17 protein-coding genes, 1 tRNA gene and 2 pseudogenes are annotated in these 17,130 nt (G+C 36.4%); 10 read left to right on the top strand and 10 right to left on the bottom strand.

Annotated elements, in window-relative coordinates:
- From COT72_02465 to COT72_02445, 5 genes and pseudogenes are all read right to left on the bottom strand, one after another.
- A partial coding sequence (locus COT72_02465; GenBank protein PIO00231.1) for a DNA-directed RNA polymerase subunit D occupies positions 1–305 on the bottom strand: 305 nt, incomplete at its 3' end.
- Between the two features lie 18 nt (positions 306–323).
- Positions 324–887: a 30S ribosomal protein S11 gene (gene rpsK, locus COT72_02460; GenBank protein ID PIO00228.1), complete on the bottom strand. Its 564-nt coding sequence runs from the start codon at positions 885–887 to the stop codon at positions 324–326.
- Between the two features lie 25 nt (positions 888–912).
- Positions 913–1,416, bottom strand: a pseudogene (locus COT72_02455) (30S ribosomal protein S4).
- 7 nt (positions 1,417–1,423) lie between these two features.
- Positions 1,424–1,876 carry a 30S ribosomal protein S13 gene (locus tag COT72_02450; GenBank protein ID PIO00227.1) on the bottom strand — a complete coding sequence of 151 codons (453 nt, stop codon included), beginning with the start codon at positions 1,874–1,876 and terminating at the stop codon, positions 1,424–1,426.
- Positions 1,877–1,934: 58 nt separating this feature from the next.
- Positions 1,935–2,005 (bottom strand) — tRNA-Gly (locus tag COT72_02445).
- Between the two features lie 207 nt (positions 2,006–2,212).
- On the opposite strand from COT72_02445, the gene COT72_02440 reads away from it, so the two are divergent.
- Positions 2,213–2,809, top strand: coding sequence for a hypothetical protein (locus COT72_02440; protein ID PIO00226.1), 597 nt, complete (start codon positions 2,213–2,215; stop codon positions 2,807–2,809).
- On the opposite strand, the gene COT72_02435 is transcribed toward COT72_02440, so the two are convergent.
- The gene (locus COT72_02435; GenBank protein PIO00225.1) at positions 2,806–3,888 is read right to left on the bottom strand and encodes a hypothetical protein; all 1,083 of its coding nucleotides are present in this window, start codon (positions 3,886–3,888) and stop codon (positions 2,806–2,808) included. The two genes, COT72_02440 and COT72_02435, sit on opposite strands and share 4 nt — an antisense overlap.
- Positions 3,889–4,170: 282 nt before the next feature.
- On the opposite strand from COT72_02435, the gene COT72_02430 reads away from it, so the two are divergent.
- Positions 4,171–4,485: a hypothetical protein gene (locus COT72_02430; GenBank protein ID PIO00224.1), complete on the top strand. Its 315-nt coding sequence runs from the start codon at positions 4,171–4,173 to the stop codon at positions 4,483–4,485.
- Here COT72_02430 and COT72_02425 read toward each other — a convergent pair.
- The 3 genes from COT72_02425 to COT72_02415 all read right to left on the bottom strand — a co-directional run bounded on the left by COT72_02425 (position 4,482) and on the right by COT72_02415 (position 5,858).
- Positions 4,482–4,820, bottom strand: a complete 339-nt coding sequence (locus COT72_02425; protein PIO00223.1) for a hypothetical protein — start codon at positions 4,818–4,820, stop codon at positions 4,482–4,484. The genes COT72_02430 and COT72_02425 overlap by 4 nt on opposite strands.
- A gap of 65 nt (positions 4,821–4,885) precedes the next feature.
- Positions 4,886–5,290, bottom strand: a complete 405-nt coding sequence (locus tag COT72_02420; GenBank protein PIO00222.1) for a hypothetical protein — start codon at positions 5,288–5,290, stop codon at positions 4,886–4,888.
- Positions 5,291–5,327: 37 nt separating this feature from the next.
- Positions 5,328–5,858 (bottom strand): hypothetical protein, encoded by a 531-nt coding sequence (locus COT72_02415; protein ID PIO00221.1) that lies wholly within the window; start codon positions 5,856–5,858, stop codon positions 5,328–5,330.
- 76 nt (positions 5,859–5,934) lie between these two features.
- Between COT72_02415 and COT72_02410 the strand changes: the two genes are divergently transcribed.
- The 7 genes and pseudogenes from COT72_02410 to COT72_02380 all read left to right on the top strand — a co-directional run bounded on the left by COT72_02410 (position 5,935) and on the right by COT72_02380 (position 14,810).
- Positions 5,935–6,216 (top strand): hypothetical protein, encoded by a 282-nt coding sequence (locus COT72_02410; protein PIO00220.1) that lies wholly within the window; start codon positions 5,935–5,937, stop codon positions 6,214–6,216.
- Complete coding sequence (locus COT72_02405) at positions 6,203–6,514, top strand: hypothetical protein (GenBank protein ID PIO00219.1); 312 nt, start codon at positions 6,203–6,205, stop codon at positions 6,512–6,514. The genes COT72_02410 and COT72_02405 overlap by 14 nt, the downstream gene beginning before the upstream one ends.
- Entirely contained in the window at positions 6,511–6,915 is a 405-nt protein-coding gene (locus tag COT72_02400) for a hypothetical protein (GenBank protein ID PIO00218.1), read from the top strand. Before COT72_02405 ends, COT72_02400 begins: the two co-directional genes overlap by 4 nt.
- Positions 6,916–7,448: 533 nt before the next feature.
- Positions 7,449–9,011: a type I restriction-modification system subunit M gene (locus COT72_02395; GenBank protein PIO00217.1), complete on the top strand. Its 1,563-nt coding sequence runs from the start codon at positions 7,449–7,451 to the stop codon at positions 9,009–9,011.
- Between the two features lie 3 nt (positions 9,012–9,014).
- Complete coding sequence (locus COT72_02390; GenBank protein ID PIO00216.1) at positions 9,015–10,274, top strand: type I restriction endonuclease; 1,260 nt, start codon at positions 9,015–9,017, stop codon at positions 10,272–10,274.
- 2 nt (positions 10,275–10,276) lie between these two features.
- A pseudogene (locus COT72_02385) lies at positions 10,277–11,690 on the top strand (AAA family ATPase).
- Between the two features lie 3 nt (positions 11,691–11,693).
- Positions 11,694–14,810 carry a DEAD/DEAH box helicase gene (locus COT72_02380; GenBank protein ID PIO00215.1) on the top strand — a complete coding sequence of 1,039 codons (3,117 nt, stop codon included), beginning with the start codon at positions 11,694–11,696 and terminating at the stop codon, positions 14,808–14,810.
- Between the two features lie 524 nt (positions 14,811–15,334).
- Here the strand turns inward: COT72_02380 and COT72_02375 are convergent.
- The gene (locus COT72_02375) at positions 15,335–16,006 is read right to left on the bottom strand and encodes a hypothetical protein (GenBank protein ID PIO00214.1); all 672 of its coding nucleotides are present in this window, start codon (positions 16,004–16,006) and stop codon (positions 15,335–15,337) included.
- A gap of 157 nt (positions 16,007–16,163) precedes the next feature.
- Between COT72_02375 and COT72_02370 the strand changes: the two genes are divergently transcribed.
- Positions 16,164–17,111: a DNA repair and recombination protein RadA gene (locus COT72_02370; protein ID PIO00230.1), complete on the top strand. Its 948-nt coding sequence runs from the start codon at positions 16,164–16,166 to the stop codon at positions 17,109–17,111.
- Positions 17,112–17,130: the final 19 nt, after the last annotated feature.

Here is a 17,130-nt window from a genome sequence, read left to right as displayed (position 1 = left end):
AACCCTGGTCCTTGTTTTTTGAGTATGAGTGTGACTTGGCATTTTGAGCATCCCTCAGCTTTGCACGTGCAGTTTTCGCGCATGGTGTAGGACGGTTCTGTGGTAAGAGGAATAAGCCCGAGTCTGTGGGCAATCATTTCATCAAAAATAGGTGATTCATTTTTTGTAAGGTACACATCCTCAATTGCCATTGTTGGCACATCGCGAATGAGTGCGCGTCGCAGCGCGTTTACTACAGGCACTTCTACATCAGTGATGAGGAGTGTAAGCTTTTGTTTAGTTAATTCAAGGGTTTTTATCGTCATTTTGAGCATGTCCTCCGTTTACTTGCCGGATTTACGTTTTCGCCCGCCTTTTTTTCTGCAGCCATCATGAGGGTTTGGTGTGACATCCTCAATAACGCCAATTTTGAGTCCTGCACGAGCAAGTGATTTGATTGCGGTTTGTGAGCCTTGTCCCGGATATTTTGGGCCGTTATGTCCGCCTGGTGCGCGAACGCGAATGTGAACGCCAGTAATGCCTTTTTCTGCGCAGTCTTCAGCAATTTTTTTGACGAGTTTAACTGCAGTTGCAGGTGAGCTTTCAAGTCGTGACACTTTTACTGCATGCCCGCCTGAACCGAGTGCAATAGTTTCCGCGCCAGTCAGGTCTGTAACATGAACAAAGGTGTTGTTGTATGAGGAATAAATATGTGCAATTCCCCAGCGACCTTTTTGTTTACTCTTTTTTATGCTTGGTGCTTGCTCGCTCGTTTCCGCTGTTTCCTGCGTTTTTGTTTCCGGTGCTGCTGCTTGCTCCTGCTTTGGCGTTTCCGGTTTTTCCTGTGCGTTCTGCTCTGTTTGCGGTTTTTTCGAGGTTGCTTGCGATTTTTCCTTCTGCTTTGGCATCTTCTACCTCTGTTTTTGTTGCCACGCGTTCTTGTTTTTTAAGTTCTTCTTCAACGTGTGGTTCGAGTATGACTGTTTCTTCTTCTTTAACTTTAACCATGTAGGATGGCGCGGTTATCTTATTTCCTTCAATCTTAACGTGACCGTGCACGATGAATTGTCGTGCTTGTTTGACGGTGTTTGCAAGACCTTTTCGGTAAACAAGGGTCTGAAGTCTTCGATTAAGTAAGTCTTCAATTTCCAATTTAAGAATGTCGTCCATGGTTGCGTCTTTTGCAACAAGTCCGTATCCTGCAAGCTTTTCTACGAGTTGTTTTTGTTCGCGTTTTCCTTGTGTAGTGTCAAGAAGAGGGATAAGGCTTCGTGCTTGCGCGCGATAATCACGAAGAAGGGATGTGAACTTCCAGAGTTCTTTTTTATTTTTATACGCGTATTTTTGTTTGAGGCGTCGTTCTTCGTCTATTCTGGCTTTCTGCCATGGGTGTGATGGTCCCTGATATGCTTTTCGTGGTTTAATTGGATTTCCCATTGTAGTATCACTTCTTCTTTTTCACGCCTGCAACACTGCCTTTTCGGCCTGTGCTTTTTGTTCGCTGTCCGCGCACTTTAAGACCATGACTGTGCCTCACGCCTTTGTAGCTTTTAATGGTTTTCATCAAGGCAATGTCTCCTCTGCGTGTCATGTCCAGTTCAATGCCGGTAATGTGAAGGGATTTACCGGTTTCCATGTCGTGCTGGCGGTTAACAATAAATGAAGGGATAGTATAGTTTTGAGGGTTGTCAAGAACATCTTCGATTTTGTGAAGTTCAGCGTCAGTAAGTTCTCCAACTTTCTTGGTTTTTGGTAAGTGTAACTTTATCATAACTGCGCGTGAGATTGCGTGTCCTACACCTTTGACTTTTCGTATCGCGTTTTCAATAGTGTCAAGACCATTAAGGTCAGTTCCTTTTACGCGTACAATCTGGCGGATGTTCTCGTCTACTACCATTATTCTCTATTGAGAAGAGAGAAGCATTTTAAAAAGGTTACTGTTAGCCATTAAAAAGTGCACCTGCGGGGACTCGAACCCCGGTCAAAGGCTTGGAAGGCCCTTATCCTGCCACTAGACGACAGGTGCAGTAGTAGGTTAGTACAATTAAGTGGTTTAAAAGGTTTACTTTAGCAAAGAACACGCGTGCCAGAAAGACTGGTCACAAGAAATATCTGCACAAAAAAGGAACTAGGGGCAAAAAAGGTTTGAAAAGGGGTATATACTCAACAAACATAACCGGTCAAATGAGCAAAGCAGATACGTATAAATTACATTACTTCACATAAAAGTAGTATGCGCACACTAATCTTTTTTGTCGCACTCCTTATGCTAGCAAGTGGCGCGTTTGCCATTGAAAATACCACCTTTAGTTTTATTGATGCACAAGGAAACACCCTTGTTAGTGAGCGCGTACGTGTCTACCATAATGCGGTATTGTTTGATGAAGCGCACACAAATGAATCAGGCTCAGCGTCATTTTTGCTTATCAAAGGTGAGTACACGCTGCGCGTTTCTGGCTTTGAGTTTGTGCGCTTTATTGAAGAAGGAAACAGCTATGCTATTCGCGTTCCAGTAGGTGCAGGAAGACGCGTGCTTGGCATTGACATCAACCTCTTCTTATTCTCGCGCTACCCCTTTATTGTGCGCGTGGGTATGGGGATTGCGCTTTTTGGTCTTATCGCGCTCTTTGTTTTCATAGTGCGGCGCGGGTATGCGGGCATGCGTGAGCGCGGCTACAGCAGGATTCCTGCGCTTGCATTCTTTTTTGTGCACTTTGCTCTTGCACTCACAACATTTCGCATTGTTGAAAAAGCATATGGCAAAAGAGAAGCAGAAGAAGACAAAAGCGTAGAAGAATTTAAACCCGTGTTCAAGAAAAAGCGCTATTAGTCGGCATCAATACGCGTGTATTTGAGTTTTTTTCCAAGCAGGATTTTTCTTGATTGCCCGCGAAAACCTTTTGACGTGTTTTCAAGACTCAGTAATTCAAGACGCGAGAGTCGCATAAGCATTCGCCGATAGCTTCGCATTGTAAGCGTGCCGCCTGCATCACTATATTTTTGGAAAAGTTCTCCTGAAATAAGTCCGGGAAATTTTGAGACAAGGTCAATGAGTAATTGCTCATCAGTGCTTAATTTGCTTAGGCTTGTTTTTATTTTAAACTGGGCAAGTTTGCTGAGTGCTGCATCCAAGTCCTCATTTGAAATTTTTTCATGACCCGACTGCTCTGCATTTTTTGCCGCATTTAAAAGCAGAAATAAACCAACGCGAATGTCCTCGCTGCGGTGCGTGTGGTATGCAATTTTATTAAGCATGATGTGCGAAACCGCGCCCGGCTTAAATGCGAGCCTCACGCGCTCGCCAAGAATTTCTTTAATCTCTTCAAGACTATAGGCTCTGAATTTAAGCTCATTTGGAGTGAGGCGTGAGAGAATGCGCGCTTCAAGGTTCATCAAAAAATCCTTGTCGTTGGTAATAAGCACCACTGATGCTTTATCTTCAAGATGCTGGAGGATTTTATAGAGAAAACCAAGATCGCGCACTTTGTCAATTTCATCAAACACAAAACACACTCCTTTTGATTTTTCAGCGCGCTTCACAATCTCATCAAATACATCTTCAGCGCTTTTTCCCTGAAAAAAGAAGTACCCGGTTTGTTTTGCAATTTCAGTGAACACCTGATATTCGCGGTTAGCATCCCAGCAATTAATATAGATTGGAAGCACATCACTTGAATAGTTTTGCAGTTGCTGCAAGACTGTCTTAGTGCACAATGTTTTTCCAAGACCAGGCTTGCCATACACAAAAAGGTTATCCGGCTTTCTTCCGCTAAGAAGCGGCTTGATTGCGCTTGCAATAACGTTTTGTTCTTGCTCGCGAAAAAGCACGGTTTCAGGTAAGTGAGAATAAGTTAAAACTCCCTCTTTGAGCACAAGTTCATTATCTTCAAGGCTTCCAAACAGATTCATGATTACTGGACAAATGGTTGCAACCTATTAATAAATAGTTTTTGCCACAATGACCATTAGGTGATGCACATGCAGATACAAGAACAGAAAATGCGGGTTCGCGAGATTCCAATAGGAACACTGGGCATGGATGACGTGATTGAACTTATGGAGCTCTATGAGAAAAAAGGGTACCAAACAAACATCAAATCAAAAAGTGGCACTGTTGTTATGCAGGTAGTGTTTGCAGCATAAGCAAGAAAAACAAAAAGTTCTTTTGTCTAAACAAACACGAGTAAGAGTATGGTGAAAATTAGCGTAGCGAATTTTGACTTATTAAAAAGTGATGAAGAAGACTACATCAAAAAACAGACAGGCATGTTTTTGGAAAAAGTAGGCGCATACATACCGGAAATAGCCGTGCTTGATTTGCGGCTCAATGAAGTTCGAAAAAAACAGGACAATTTCAAAGGGCGCTTTGATGTTCGTATGACAAGCACCTTTGGGGAGCATCAGGCGCATGCTGAGGGATGGGACATGATTAAAACATTTATGGGTGCGCTTAAGAATCTAGAAAAACAGGTAAAAAAAGACAGAAAAAGAAATGCAAAAACTTAGCTAAACGTGTTGTACACGCGTTTCATGAAATTCTTTTGTTTTTGCTTTAGCACGGTGCTTCTAAACGCTTTTGCCGTAGGGTCAGAGCTCACGTAAAGGTGGTCAAGACCGTTTTTGAGGGCAAGGTCTAAAACGTTTCTGCTAAGAATTTCTTTTGTTTCAAGTTCTGAATGCATAACATGGGTAAGGTCAGTTTTAAGTTTTTGCCAGTGATGTATTTTTTTCCCGTAACGCTTTTCATACGCGTCAATGAGTTTGTCAACAGAGCTTGGACTATGTTGTTTTGAAAGACTTTCAAGAACAACGCTTCGAATTACGTGTTCGGCATCGTACATAAGTAATTCACCAAAAAGTACGCATACTACGCGCCCATAAAAAGAGCACGGGGGGTGGTTGTCCGTTAATATATTTTTATTGGACCGCCAATATACCCGTCATACACGTGTTTTTTGTTTTTGCCAAACACCTTTATGTATGAAGAGTGCGCTGTGCCGATTTCGCCCTCCTTTTTCGCGTCAGAGCGAAGTTGGAGTGTGATAGTTTTTTGTTCTCGTGGCTTGAGTTCTTTGATGTGCCATACAATAAGCTTGTGCGTTTTTCCTTCAACACGCACGTTTTTTGGCTTTTTTACGATATCAAACCAAAAGGGAACAAGTTGCAAAATTTGCACGTCCTTTAATGTAACGCTCATACGCTTGTTTTTTGCACTAAGTTGCAGATTAAATGTTTTTTTTGCTGTTCCTTTTACGTCACTTGCTTTGCGCGCGAGTGAAACGTCATCAAGGAGCTTTTCAAAAAATCCCATGGTATTAGTAATGCCTCTCTTTTGTGAGTATGAACAGTTAAGTAACTGTGCGTCCGGTGCAACGCGATGAACCAACAACGCCACCGGGTAGTGAAATGTAGAGAATGTAGTCCGTGTCTTCCTCAAGAGTGATTGGCGAGTCCCAATCAGACACAGACCATTCAAGATTCAAAAACGTATCAACTTGAAATGTTGAGCGACCAACAGAACCCAAGTACGCGCCCATCATAGTTTCATTCGAATTAAACGTGAGGTCGTTTCCGTTTTCATCGCGAAGCGTTATGCCCACAGGACCTTCTTCAATTGGAGCAGTTCCCGTGTTTTCGAGCGTGACTTCAATAGTATTGCGCTCATCTGGGTCAAGGTCTGTTGCAGCAATGCATCGCCTGAACCGCACATCAAATTGAAATGCTGACTGCGTAGTGACAAACGTTGCGGTGCCTTCAACTTCGCTTTGGATAAGGCCTTGCAGGCTTGTCATCCACAAATATGCAGCACCTGCGGCAGCAACAGTCATCATAAGAAGCAAGACCGTTGCAATAATCGGCGTTACTCCCCTACTATCCATAGGTATAGAATAGTAATTGTTGTTTAATATAGTTTGCTACGTAAACATTATATTAGAGAATATAATAGAAAATAGCGTGATATACTCTCTTGGCGTCATCAACAAGTCATGGCTTATTCTTACGTTTGTGCTTGCTTCTTACGTAACGTACCGTGTTATGTCAAAAGGTGCGCGACTTGGCGCCGTGCATTTTATCGCATTGCTTAGCGGATTTTTGTTATTTGCACTCTCAGAATTTGTTGACCTTGCATTTATCGTTATGGAGCAGGTAAACCCCTTTGGCGATGTATTTCTCACCCTGATTGGTTTTTGTTTTGTGTACGGATTTTTAGGAGGGCTTAGACATGGAAAGGGTTAACCTCATCTTTCATGCAGCAGTGAGCCTGAGCGCGCTTGTGGCAATGCCGCTGGTGGGAATGATTTTAGTTTCATTTGTGCGGGATAAAAAAATCAGTCTTGAAACGTATCGTATTCTTGTGAGTGCAGCACTCTTTCTTGTTGCAGGATTTGTGTTTAATGAAATATTTTCATACTCGCTTGGTTTCAAGCTTGTTGAACTTATTGTTATTTTTCACTTGTTTCTTGCAGGATATCAACATCTCAAACCACGCTTGCGTGTGCAAAAGAAAAAACGCGGGCGGGGGAAGAAACGATGAACATCAACGTGTTTTCCATTATTGTGCTTGCTGAATTCATTATAGCATTCATGCTCTCACTAGTTATTGCGCTTAATTCAGAAAGAAAAAGCGCTAAACTGTTATCTACTGCAGTCCTGCTCTTGCTTGTGAGCATGGCAATTGGCGTGTTTGAACGTGAGGGTCCCCAAGAGTCATGGATTGAAGTTCAGCAAAGTTTAGCTTCATCAGGCATTGACCTTACAAATGAACAGTTTTCTTTGCTTGGCATCTTTCTTGTGTTTTACAGCTCGGACATTATTAACATGATTGCAGGAGCACTTCTTATTGGCGCATTTTTAATAATGTTTAAAGACAACCTGCCCATTGAAATTGATTCTATTGAACTAAAGAAAAAGCAGGAATCATATTATTGGAAATAATCAGAAGTTACCCCTTATCATCATAACAAACGTTCTGATTGGGGCGGCTTCATCATGTACTGACCTGACCTCAGGTATGCTTTATAAGTGTTGTGTAACACCTGGCTTTGCCTTATTAGTCTGCACTAAGTAACGTTGCCCTATACGGGTTCATTCTGCCTCAAAGGTGAGTATTTTAACTTTCAATTCATTTTCTAATTTAATTGAAAGACTGTGTTTAATTTCGCATAATGTTCCAAATATATACTTTTTGCGGTAAAGGTTTCGTATAATAATAACTATACTGATGGCAGGTTTTTCTCAAATGGAGAACTTCCCAGAATCTGAAAAACATGTTAAAGAAATTTTATTAGGCGCGTCTTTAAAAGGGATATTTATATAACTATGGGAAGAAAAAATATTACTCTAAAAGTAGATGAAAAATTGTATAATGCTTACAAAGAATTATGCAAAAAAAAAGGTCTTATAATATCTAGGCAATTTGAAATTTTTGCAGAAGAAGAGTTAAAACGGAACAAAAATAAGGTATAACTATGGCATCAAAAGAACAAGAACGAGCAGAACTGCATCGAACTATCTGGCAAATTGCAAATAATTTAAGAGGTAGTGTTGATGGTTGGGATTTTAAACAGTATGTTTTAGGCATGCTTTTTTATCGTTTCATTAGCGAAAATTTAACTAATTATATTAATGATGATGAAAGACGAGCTGGAAAAAAAGATTTTGATTATTCTAAATTATCTGATAAAGAAGCAGAATTTGGTCGAGCTGATACTGTTAAAGAAAAAGGATTTTATGTTTTACCAAGTGAACTTTTTAAGAATGTTACAAAAAATGCTCGTAACGATTCTAATCTCAATGAAACTTTATCTGTTGTTTTCAAAAATATTGAAAGTTCTGCTAAAGGAACAGAAAGTGAAGATGATTTGAAAGGATTGTTTGATGATTTGGATGTGAATTCAAATAAATTAGGAAATACCGTTGAGCAAAGAAATAAACAACTTGTTAAACTTTTAGAATCTATAAGTGAACTTCGTCTTGGAAATTATTCAGATAATACTATCGATGCTTTTGGTGATGCTTACGAGTTTTTAATGACTATGTATGCGAGTAGTGCTGGTAAGTCTGGAGGAGAGTTTTATACTCCTCAAGAAGTTAGTGAACTTTTAGCTGAAATTACTATTGTTGGCAAAAAGAATGTTAATAAAGTATATGACCCTGCTTGTGGCTCTGGTTCTTTGCTTCTTAAATTTGCTAAAGTTCTTGGTAAAGACAATGTTCACCAAGGTTTTTATGGGCAAGAAATTAATTTAACAACTTACAATCTTTGCCGTATAAATATGTTTTTACATGATATTAATTATAATCATTTTGATATTGCTCATGGCAATACTCTTACAGATCCAAAACATTGGGATGATGAGCCTTTTGACGCGATTGTTTCTAATCCCCCTTATTCAATAAGATGGGAAGGTGATGCTAATCCTTTATTGATTAATGACCCTCGTTTTTCTCCTGCAGGTGTTTTAGCACCCAAAAGTAAGGCAGATTTAGCCTTTACTATGCATATGTTGTCTTGGCTTTCTACAAGTGGAACTGCTGCAATTGTTGAGTTTCCGGGCGTTCTTTATCGTGGTGGAGCAGAGCAAAAAATAAGAAAATATTTAATCGATAATAATTATGTTGATTGTGTTATTCAATTGCCACCAGATTTGTTTTTTGGAACAACTATTGCAACCTGCATAATTGTGCTTAAAAAAAGTAAGAGTGATAATAAGACACTATTTATTGATGCTTCTGCTGAATTTGTTCGTGGAGGAAACAAAAATAAATTAAGTGATACAAATATTAAAAACATTTTAGATGCTTTCAAAGGTCGTAAAGATATTGAGCATTTTGCTAAATTAGTAGATAATGAAACGATTGCAGAAAATGATTATAATATTGCAGTTTCAAGTTATGTAGAACAAGAAGATACGAGAGAAGTTGTCAATATTATCGAGTTAAATAAAGAAATTTCTGAAATTGTTAAAAGACAAAACGAACTTAGAAATGCAATTGATAAAATTGTTGATGAAATTGAAAGCGGAAATTAAGAAATGGCTTACAACATGAATAAAATTGACAAATTAATTAATGAACTTTGTCCTGAGGGAGTTGAGTTTAAGGAGTTATGGGAAGTTACAGCATGGGATAAAAGGTTTAATGCAGTTGATAATAAAAAGCAAAAAAAGATTTTGTCATTTAACCACATTTCTTCAAAAGATTTAAAGGATTTAGAAGCAGAAAATGGAAATATCAAACTATTAGCAACAGGGAAATTTGATGGTTGGACTACTGAAGAATTAGCTGGAGAAAATCTAAATGAAGGGGAAGTTATCTCGATTCCATCTGGCGGTTCTGCAAGTATTAAATATTTTAAAGGTAAATTTGTAGATAGTGGAAATATTTTAGCGAGTTCAATTAATGATGAAATTTTAAATTTAAAATATTGTTATTATTTTCTTTTAATTAAAAATGAATTAATAGAAAGCTGTTTTAGGGGAGCAGGAGTAAAACATCCTAACATGACCGAGATATTAAAAATAAAAATCCCTCTCCCCCCTCTTCCCATCCAAAAAGAAATAGTTAAAATCCTTGATAACTTTACAGAGCTGGAAGCGGAGCTGGAAGCGGAGCTGGAAGCAAGAAAGAAACAGTATGGATATTATAGAGAAGAATTATTGACTTTTGGCGATGAGGTTGAGTTTAAGATGATTAAAGAATTATTTGATTTTAAAAATGGATTAAACAAAGGAAAAGAATTTTTTGGGAAGGGAACACCAATTGTAAATTTTACTGATGTTTTTAAAAAACGATCATTAAGTTTAATAGATTTAAATGGTAAAGTAGAGGTTACATCTAAAGAAAAATTATTATATGGTGCTCAAAAAAATGATATCTTTTTTACAAGGACTTCAGAGACTAAGGAAGATATTGGAATGGTAAGTGCTCTTTTGGATGATGTTGAAGGATGTGTATTTAGTGGTTTTGTTCTAAGAGCTAGACCAAAGACAAACTTATTAAATCCTAAATTTTGTTCTTATTATTTAACTTCTTTTTCAGCAAGAAAAGAAATAATTAGAAATAGTACGTTTACTACTAGGGCACTGATAAGTGGACCAAAATTGTCAAAAATCAAAATCCCCCTCCCTCCCTTAAAAGAACAAACCCGAATAGTTAAAATCCTTGATAAGTTTGATGCTCTTGTTAATGATATTTCAATAGGTCTTCCAGCTGAACTTAAAGCTAGAAGAAAACAGTACGAATACTATCGAGAAAAGCTTTTAACTTTTAAAGAAAAAATTAAGGAAGAATGAAAATGGCAAACCTAAAAACAAGAAAGATACTTGAAAAAGGAGAAGGAATTGATATTGAGTTTAAAGAATGCAAAGATGAACTTCCTAACAGTATTTATGAAACTGTTTGTGCATTTCTAAACCGGAATGGCGGAGATATTTTACTTGGCGTTAAAGATAATAAAGAAATTCAAGGAATAAAAAAAGATAAAATAGAGCAAATAAAAAAAAGACTTTGTAACAACAATAAACAATTCAGAAAAAATGTCTCCTCCTGTTTATCTTTTAATAAATCAAGTAGAAATAAATAAAAAACAAATATTACACATATATGTTCCCATTGGTTCTCAAGTTCAAAAATGTAAAAATAAAATATTTGACAGAAACGAAGATGGAGATATTGACATAACTGAAAATCAAACACTCGTTACACAACTATATCTAAAAAAACAAACTTCATACTCAGAAAACCGAGTTTATCCTTATTGTAAATTAAAAGACTTAGATGAAAACTTAATAAACAAAGCAAGAAAATTAGCAGTAAATCAAAATAATTCTCATCCTTGGAAACAAATGAGTAATTTAGAATTATTAAAAAGTGCTAAATTATATTCTAAAGACTATCAAACTAATGAGGAAGGAATAACCTTAGCAGGTATTTTATTATTTGGAAAAGAAGAAACAATATTATCTGTTTTGCCACATCACAAAACCGATTTAATCCTAAGAAAAATTAATTTAGATAGGTATGATGATAGAGATGATGTTCGAATAAATTTAATTGATAGTTATGAAAGAATCATTGCTTTTGGAGAAAAACATTTACCTGACCCGTTTTATCTTGAAGGAACTCAAAGATTAAGTGTCAGAAATAAAATTTTAAGAGAAATTGCATCAAATATTTTAATGCATAGAGAATTTACAAATCATTTCCCTGCAAAATTCATAATAGAAAAAAATCAAATAAAAACAGAGAATGCAAATAAACCTCATGGTCATGGCAAAATTAATCCTAATAATTTTTCACCATACCCTAAAAATCCAATAATTGCAAGAGTCTTTAAAGAAATTGGGTTTGCAGAAGAATTAGGTTCAGGAATAAGAAACTTAACAAAATATGTTAAAATATACTCTGACGCAACTCCTGAATTAATTGAAGATGATATCTTTAAAATTATAATTCCCTTAAAAGAGCAGGATACCCCGCAAGATACCCCGCAAGATAAAATATTGAAATTCTGTAAATTAAAAAAAACAAGAGAAGAAATACAGAGTCACATAAATATAAAAGATAGGGAACATTTTAGAAAATCTATATTAACTCCTTTATTAAAAGAGAATTTATTAGAATTAACTATTCCAGATAAACCGACAAGTAAAAAGCAAAAATATATAACAACCAAAAAAGGTTTAGAATACTTAAAAAAAGGTAAATAAAAAATGTCAAAAAATCACAATTACAATCTTGTAGTGCAAAATACTGAAAGCACAGTTGTTGCAGAGTATTCTCCGCCTTATGGAAAAAGAGCAAAAACTTATCAAAGCGAGGCAGACTTAGAAAAAGCTTTCATCAAACAATTACAAACGCAAGCTTACGAATATATTAAAATAACTAAAGAAGAAGATTTAATTTTAAACCTAAGAAAGCAATTAGAAAAATTAAACAATTACAAGTTTAGTGATAAAGAATGGGATTATTTTTTCAAAAAAGAATTAGCAAATCCAAACCAAAGTATTGCTGAAAAAACAACAACCATACAAGAAGATTATATTAAAATTTTGAAGTGCGATAATGGAACAAGTAAAAACATTTACCTACTAAAAAAAGATAATATTCACAGCAATTCTTTACAAGTAATTAATCAATATGAAACAGAAGATGGAAAATATAAAAATCGTTATGATGTAACTGTTTTAGTAAATGGCTTACCTTTAGTGCATATTGAACTTAAAAAAAGAGGAGTAGCAATACAAGAAGCCTTTAATCAAATAAATCGTTATCAAAGAGAAAGTTTTTGGGCATCAAGCGGTTTATATGAATATATTCAATTGTTTGTTATTTCCAACGGAACACATACAAAATATTATAGTAATACAACTCGTTCAGAACATATTAAAGAAGCAAATCGAGGCATAAAAAAGAAAGGCAAAAGATCAAGCAATAGTTTTGAATTTACTAGCTGGTGGGCAGATTCTACAAATCGTCCAATAACTGATTTAGTTGATTTCACAAAAACATTTTTTGCAAAACACACTATTCTAAATATTCTTACTAAATACTGTGTATTTACAGCAGATAAACAACTTTTAGCTATGCGACCTTACCAAATTGTTGCAACTGAAAAAATCTTAAATAAAATTGAAGTAAGCACAAATTACAAATATTTTGGAACTGTAAAAGCAGGAGGATATATTTGGCATACCACTGGTTCAGGAAAGACACTAACAAGTTTCAAAACAGCACAATTAACAAGCAAACTACCTTTCATTGACAAAGTTTTATTTGTTGTTGATAGAAAAGATTTAGACTATCAAACAATGAAAGAGTATGATAAATTTGAAAAAGGTGCAGCAAATAGTAACACTAGCACCTCAATTCTAAAAAAACAACTCGAAGACCCTAATGCAAGAATTATAATTACCACAATTCAAAAACTTGACCGATTTATAGGAAAAAATAGAGGACATAAAATTTTTAATGGTCATATAGTATTAATTTTTGATGAATGTCATCGTTCACAATTTGGAGATATGCATACAGCAATCATTAAAGCATTTAACAAATATCATCTTTTTGGATTTACAGGAACTCCTATCTTTGCAGTTAATTCATCTTCAAGCGGAAGAGTGGACTTAAAAACCACACAGCAAGCTTTTGGCGATAAATTACATACTTATACAATCGTAGATGCGATTAATGATAAGAATGTTTTACCCTTCAAGGTAGATTATATTTCTACATTTAAAGAAACAGAAAATATTGAAGATAAAAAGGTCAAAGATATAGATAGAGAAGCTGTTTTGTCTGCTCCTAAAAGATTAAGTGATGTTGTAAATTACATCATTGAACACTTCAATCAAAAAACCAAAAGAAATGATAAATCTTATATTCATAATGTTACAAAAAATATTCAAGAACTTGTAACTGCAAAAGATAGGAAAAAGGTTGCAGTAATAAAAGAAAAGATTCGTTTATCTGGATTTAATTCTATTTTCGCTGTTCAATCAATAGAAATGGCAAAAAAGTATTATGCTGAATTTGAAAAGCAACAAAAATTATTACCCGAAATACAAAGATTAAAAATTGCAGCAATATATAGTTTCGGCATAAATGAGGAAGAAATTGATGGCGTAATTGATGAAAATTCAGAAGATACAAGTGGATTAGATGCAAGTTCAAGAGAGTTTTTAGAAAATGCTATTAAAGATTATAACAAGATGTTTAAAACGTCTTATAATACCTCTTCTGATAAGTTCCAAAATTATTATAAAGATGTTAGCGAGCGTGTAAAAAACCGAGAAATAGATCTTTTGATAGTAGTTAATATGTTTTTAACTGGGTTTGATGCAACTACACTAAATACCCTTTGGGTAGATAAAAATTTAAGATTACATGGCTTACTCCAAGCATATTCTCGTACTAACCGTATTTTAAACAGCATCAAAACCTTTGGAAACATTATTTGCTTTAGAAACTTAGAAAAAGCAACAAATGAATCTATTTCACTTTTTGGAGATAAAGAAGCAAGTGGAATTGTTTTACTAAAAACTTACAAAGAATATTATAATGGATATGAGAACGACGGAAAAACAATAAGAGGATATGAAAGTTTAGTCGAAGAATTACAAGACAAATTTCCTATAGGTGAAAGAATACTTGGAGAACAAAATCAAAAAGACTTTATTAAACTTTACGGAGGCATTTTAAGAGTCCGTAATATTCTTACAACTTTTGATGAATTTGAGAGCAATGAGATACTAACAGAAAGAGATGTTCAAGATTACCATAGCTTATACATAGACCTATATAATGAGTTTAGAAAAAGTAAAGATACAGAAAAAGAGAATATTAATGATGATATTGTTTTTGAAATGGAACTCATCAAACAAATAGAAATAAACATTGATTATATCTTAGAATTAATTAAAAAATATCATGAAGAACACACAAAAGATAAAGAAATTCTATTAGACATTAATAAAGCAATAGATTCAAGTGTAGAACTTCGTAATAAAAAAGATCTTATCCATCAATTTATTGAATCTCTTAATATGAAATCGGTGGTAGATGAAGATTGGCAGAAATTCGTAGAGAAAAAGAAAATTGAAGAATTAGAAAAAATAATTGAAGATGAAAATCTTAATCATGATGAAACATACAGATTTATAAAAAATGCATTTAGAGATGGAAACATACCGGCAACAGGCACAGCAATAACCAAAGTTTTACCACCAGTATCTAGATTTTCTAAGACAGGAGAACGTACTAAAAAACGTGAAACTATTATTGAAAAATTCACTAGATTCTTTGAAAGATTCTTTGACATCTCAAAATAAAATACTTTAAAGACGCCCATTCTATCCTCTTTTTTTAGAAATGCAACATTTCTGACACCCTAAAAATCTTTGATTTTTATGGAAAGAAACAAAAAATCTGGACTCCCCCCAGTCCTTCGGACATTTAGTCTGCTTCGCAGTTATTGATATAGTCGGCAAAAACTACGGCATTAACTGGATTCCAAAAAAATCGAGGAGTTTTGGGATCAGAAAATCTATGATTTTCTTAGTTTAGGCAGTAAGAAAACTCTACGCTCCCTACGGTCGCTTGGGGACGCTGCGCTTTCGTCGCTATCGCTCCTCACCCGCGTTTAACAGGCATTAACCGAGAAATTGCTCGCCTCGCAATTTCTCAAAATTCACTTTTCCCTCGTGGAGCGACCGCAGGGAGTGGAACAAAGCTGGAAAAGTGAACTTCTCATAATCCTAACGTTAGAAATGAACGAGTTAGGATTAGAAACTAACGTTTGCCTCAAAAGTCTAACTTTTGAAATACGTATAAGGCAAAGCACTAACACCTTTTTTTAGCGAGAAAATGTGGCTATTACCCGCAAAATAGCATCAGTATTCTCAAGACTTGAAAACGCGTGGTCCGCACCTGCACGCATGAGTTGGTCTTGTGTTGTCTGTCCGCTTGCAACGCCAAACGCAACAACGTTCGCGCGCTTTGCTGCCTGCATATCGCGCTTACTGTCCCCAACATAAATAGTCTGTTCGTGTTTGCCTAAGCGTTTTTGGGCAAGCATGATGAGGTTTGCCCGATCAGGGTCATCACTGCCAAACGCACCTCCGGTAAAAAAGCCGTCAAGACCAAGGATTTCAAGTTTTACAAACGCAACCTCTTCGAGATTCCCCGTGACAAGACCAAGCGTGAATTGGCGTTGTTTGAGCGCGTCTAAGAGTTCACGAACGCCTACAAGAGCACTAATGTCTCCTGGCGTAATTCGTTGCTTGTAATAGCGAACCATGTATTCTTTGCACGAGTCAAGCTTTCTACTTACAACGCGTTTTGGAACGCCGTAGTGAAGCGCAGTTGCAATGATAATTTGCTCATCAGTCATGCCATTATGAGGGACATCTCTAATATCTGCATGAATGCCGTACACGCTGCTAATAGATTCGTTAAAAGCATGATGATTAAACGGTGATGCAATAAGAATGGTTTTATCAAGATCAAAGAGAACAAGCGTGGACATATGGGTAAAAAAAGAGGCTCAGCGAATAAAAGAGTTTTGAATACAACAGAATAGTGGACGCGTGCCTAGATATATGTTTATAAATTTGCAAACAATACGATAATGCATGCCAGAAGCGGATGAATTGCCTGAAGAAGAACCTGTTCTTGAAGAAGATATGCTCAGGCAATATTCACTTGAAGACATTCCCGGTGTTGGGGAAAAAACTGCTGAACGACTTGTTGAGGCAGGATATTCTGATTTGATGAGCCTAGCAGTCTCGCCTATTGGAGATGTGATGGAAGCAGCAGAGCTTACTGAAGGGGCTGCGCGAAAAATCATTGGAGCAGCACGCCACATGCTTCACATGAATTTCATGAGTGCTGAAGAACTTCTTGAGAAAAGAAAGGAAGTAGGAAAAATCACAACAAGCAGTGATAATCTCAACAAGCTTTTGGGCGGAGGCGTTGAAACGCAATCAATTAGTGAATTTCATGGCGAGTTTGGTTCAGGAAAATCACAAGTCGGTTTTCAATTAGCAGTTAACGCTCAATTACCCCTTGAAAAGGGGGGTCTTGATGGTGATGTTATATTTATTGACACCGAAGGCACGTTTCGGCCTGAACGTATTATGCAGCTTGCCAAGGACGTTGGACTAAAACCAAATACGGTTCTCAAACGCATTCACGTTGCCCGAGCATTTTCTTCAGACCATCAAATGCTTCTTGTTGAAAAAATTCCTGAACTCATCAAAAAAGAGGGAAAAAACATTAAGCTGGTTGTTGTTGATTCCTTAATGGGATTATTTAGAAGTGAGTATATCGGGCGAGGAACACTTGCAAACCGTCAGCAAAAACTAAACCGGCACTTGCACGCGCTTCAACGTCTTGCTGACCGCTACAATTTAGCAGTATACGTAACCAATCAGGTTATGTCCCGTCCTGATATTTTCTTTGGCAATCCTGACAAGGCGGTGGGCGGACACATTCTTGCTCATGCAGCAACGTTTCGTGTGTATGTGCGAAAAAGTAAAGGAACAAAAAGAATTGCGCGCTTAATTGATTCGCCTTCTCTTCCTGAAGCAGAAGCAGTGTTTACGGTTGATACGCCGGGCATTCGAGATTAGGGGAAAAAAATAAAGAAGA

The organism is archaeon CG10_big_fil_rev_8_21_14_0_10_43_11 (genome assembly GCA_002763265.1).
Taxonomy (GTDB): Archaea; Nanobdellota; Nanobdellia; order PEZQ01; family PEZQ01; genus PEZQ01.
This window is presented reverse-complemented; position numbering and strand designations above follow the sequence as displayed.

What these genes read in the sequence shown, in the direction of transcription:
- rpsK (PIO00228.1), bottom strand. Translation starts at nt 887, where the DNA reads ATGCCAAAGCAGAAGGAAAAATCGCAAGCAACCTCGAAAAAACCGCAA.
- COT72_02440 (PIO00226.1), top strand. Translation starts at nt 2,213, where the DNA reads ATGCGCACACTAATCTTTTTTGTCGCACTCCTTATGCTAGCAAGTGGC.
- COT72_02420 (PIO00222.1), bottom strand. Translation starts at nt 5,290, where the DNA reads ATGGGATTTTTTGAAAAGCTCCTTGATGACGTTTCACTCGCGCGCAAA.
- COT72_02395 (PIO00217.1), top strand. Translation starts at nt 7,449, where the DNA reads ATGGCATCAAAAGAACAAGAACGAGCAGAACTGCATCGAACTATCTGG.
- COT72_02415 (PIO00221.1), bottom strand. Translation starts at nt 5,858, where the DNA reads ATGGATAGTAGGGGAGTAACGCCGATTATTGCAACGGTCTTGCTTCTT.
- COT72_02390 (PIO00216.1), top strand. Translation starts at nt 9,015, where the DNA reads ATGGCTTACAACATGAATAAAATTGACAAATTAATTAATGAACTTTGT.
- COT72_02380 (PIO00215.1), top strand. Translation starts at nt 11,694, where the DNA reads ATGTCAAAAAATCACAATTACAATCTTGTAGTGCAAAATACTGAAAGC.
- COT72_02405 (PIO00219.1), top strand. Translation starts at nt 6,203, where the DNA reads ATGGAAAGGGTTAACCTCATCTTTCATGCAGCAGTGAGCCTGAGCGCG.
- COT72_02430 (PIO00224.1), top strand. Translation starts at nt 4,171, where the DNA reads ATGGTGAAAATTAGCGTAGCGAATTTTGACTTATTAAAAAGTGATGAA.
- COT72_02425 (PIO00223.1), bottom strand. Translation starts at nt 4,820, where the DNA reads ATGTACGATGCCGAACACGTAATTCGAAGCGTTGTTCTTGAAAGTCTT.
- COT72_02450 (PIO00227.1), bottom strand. Translation starts at nt 1,876, where the DNA reads ATGGTAGTAGACGAGAACATCCGCCAGATTGTACGCGTAAAAGGAACT.
- COT72_02370 (PIO00230.1), top strand. Translation starts at nt 16,164, where the DNA reads ATGCTCAGGCAATATTCACTTGAAGACATTCCCGGTGTTGGGGAAAAA.
- COT72_02435 (PIO00225.1), bottom strand. Translation starts at nt 3,888, where the DNA reads ATGAATCTGTTTGGAAGCCTTGAAGATAATGAACTTGTGCTCAAAGAG.
- COT72_02400 (PIO00218.1), top strand. Translation starts at nt 6,511, where the DNA reads ATGAACATCAACGTGTTTTCCATTATTGTGCTTGCTGAATTCATTATA.
- COT72_02375 (PIO00214.1), bottom strand. Translation starts at nt 16,006, where the DNA reads ATGTCCACGCTTGTTCTCTTTGATCTTGATAAAACCATTCTTATTGCA.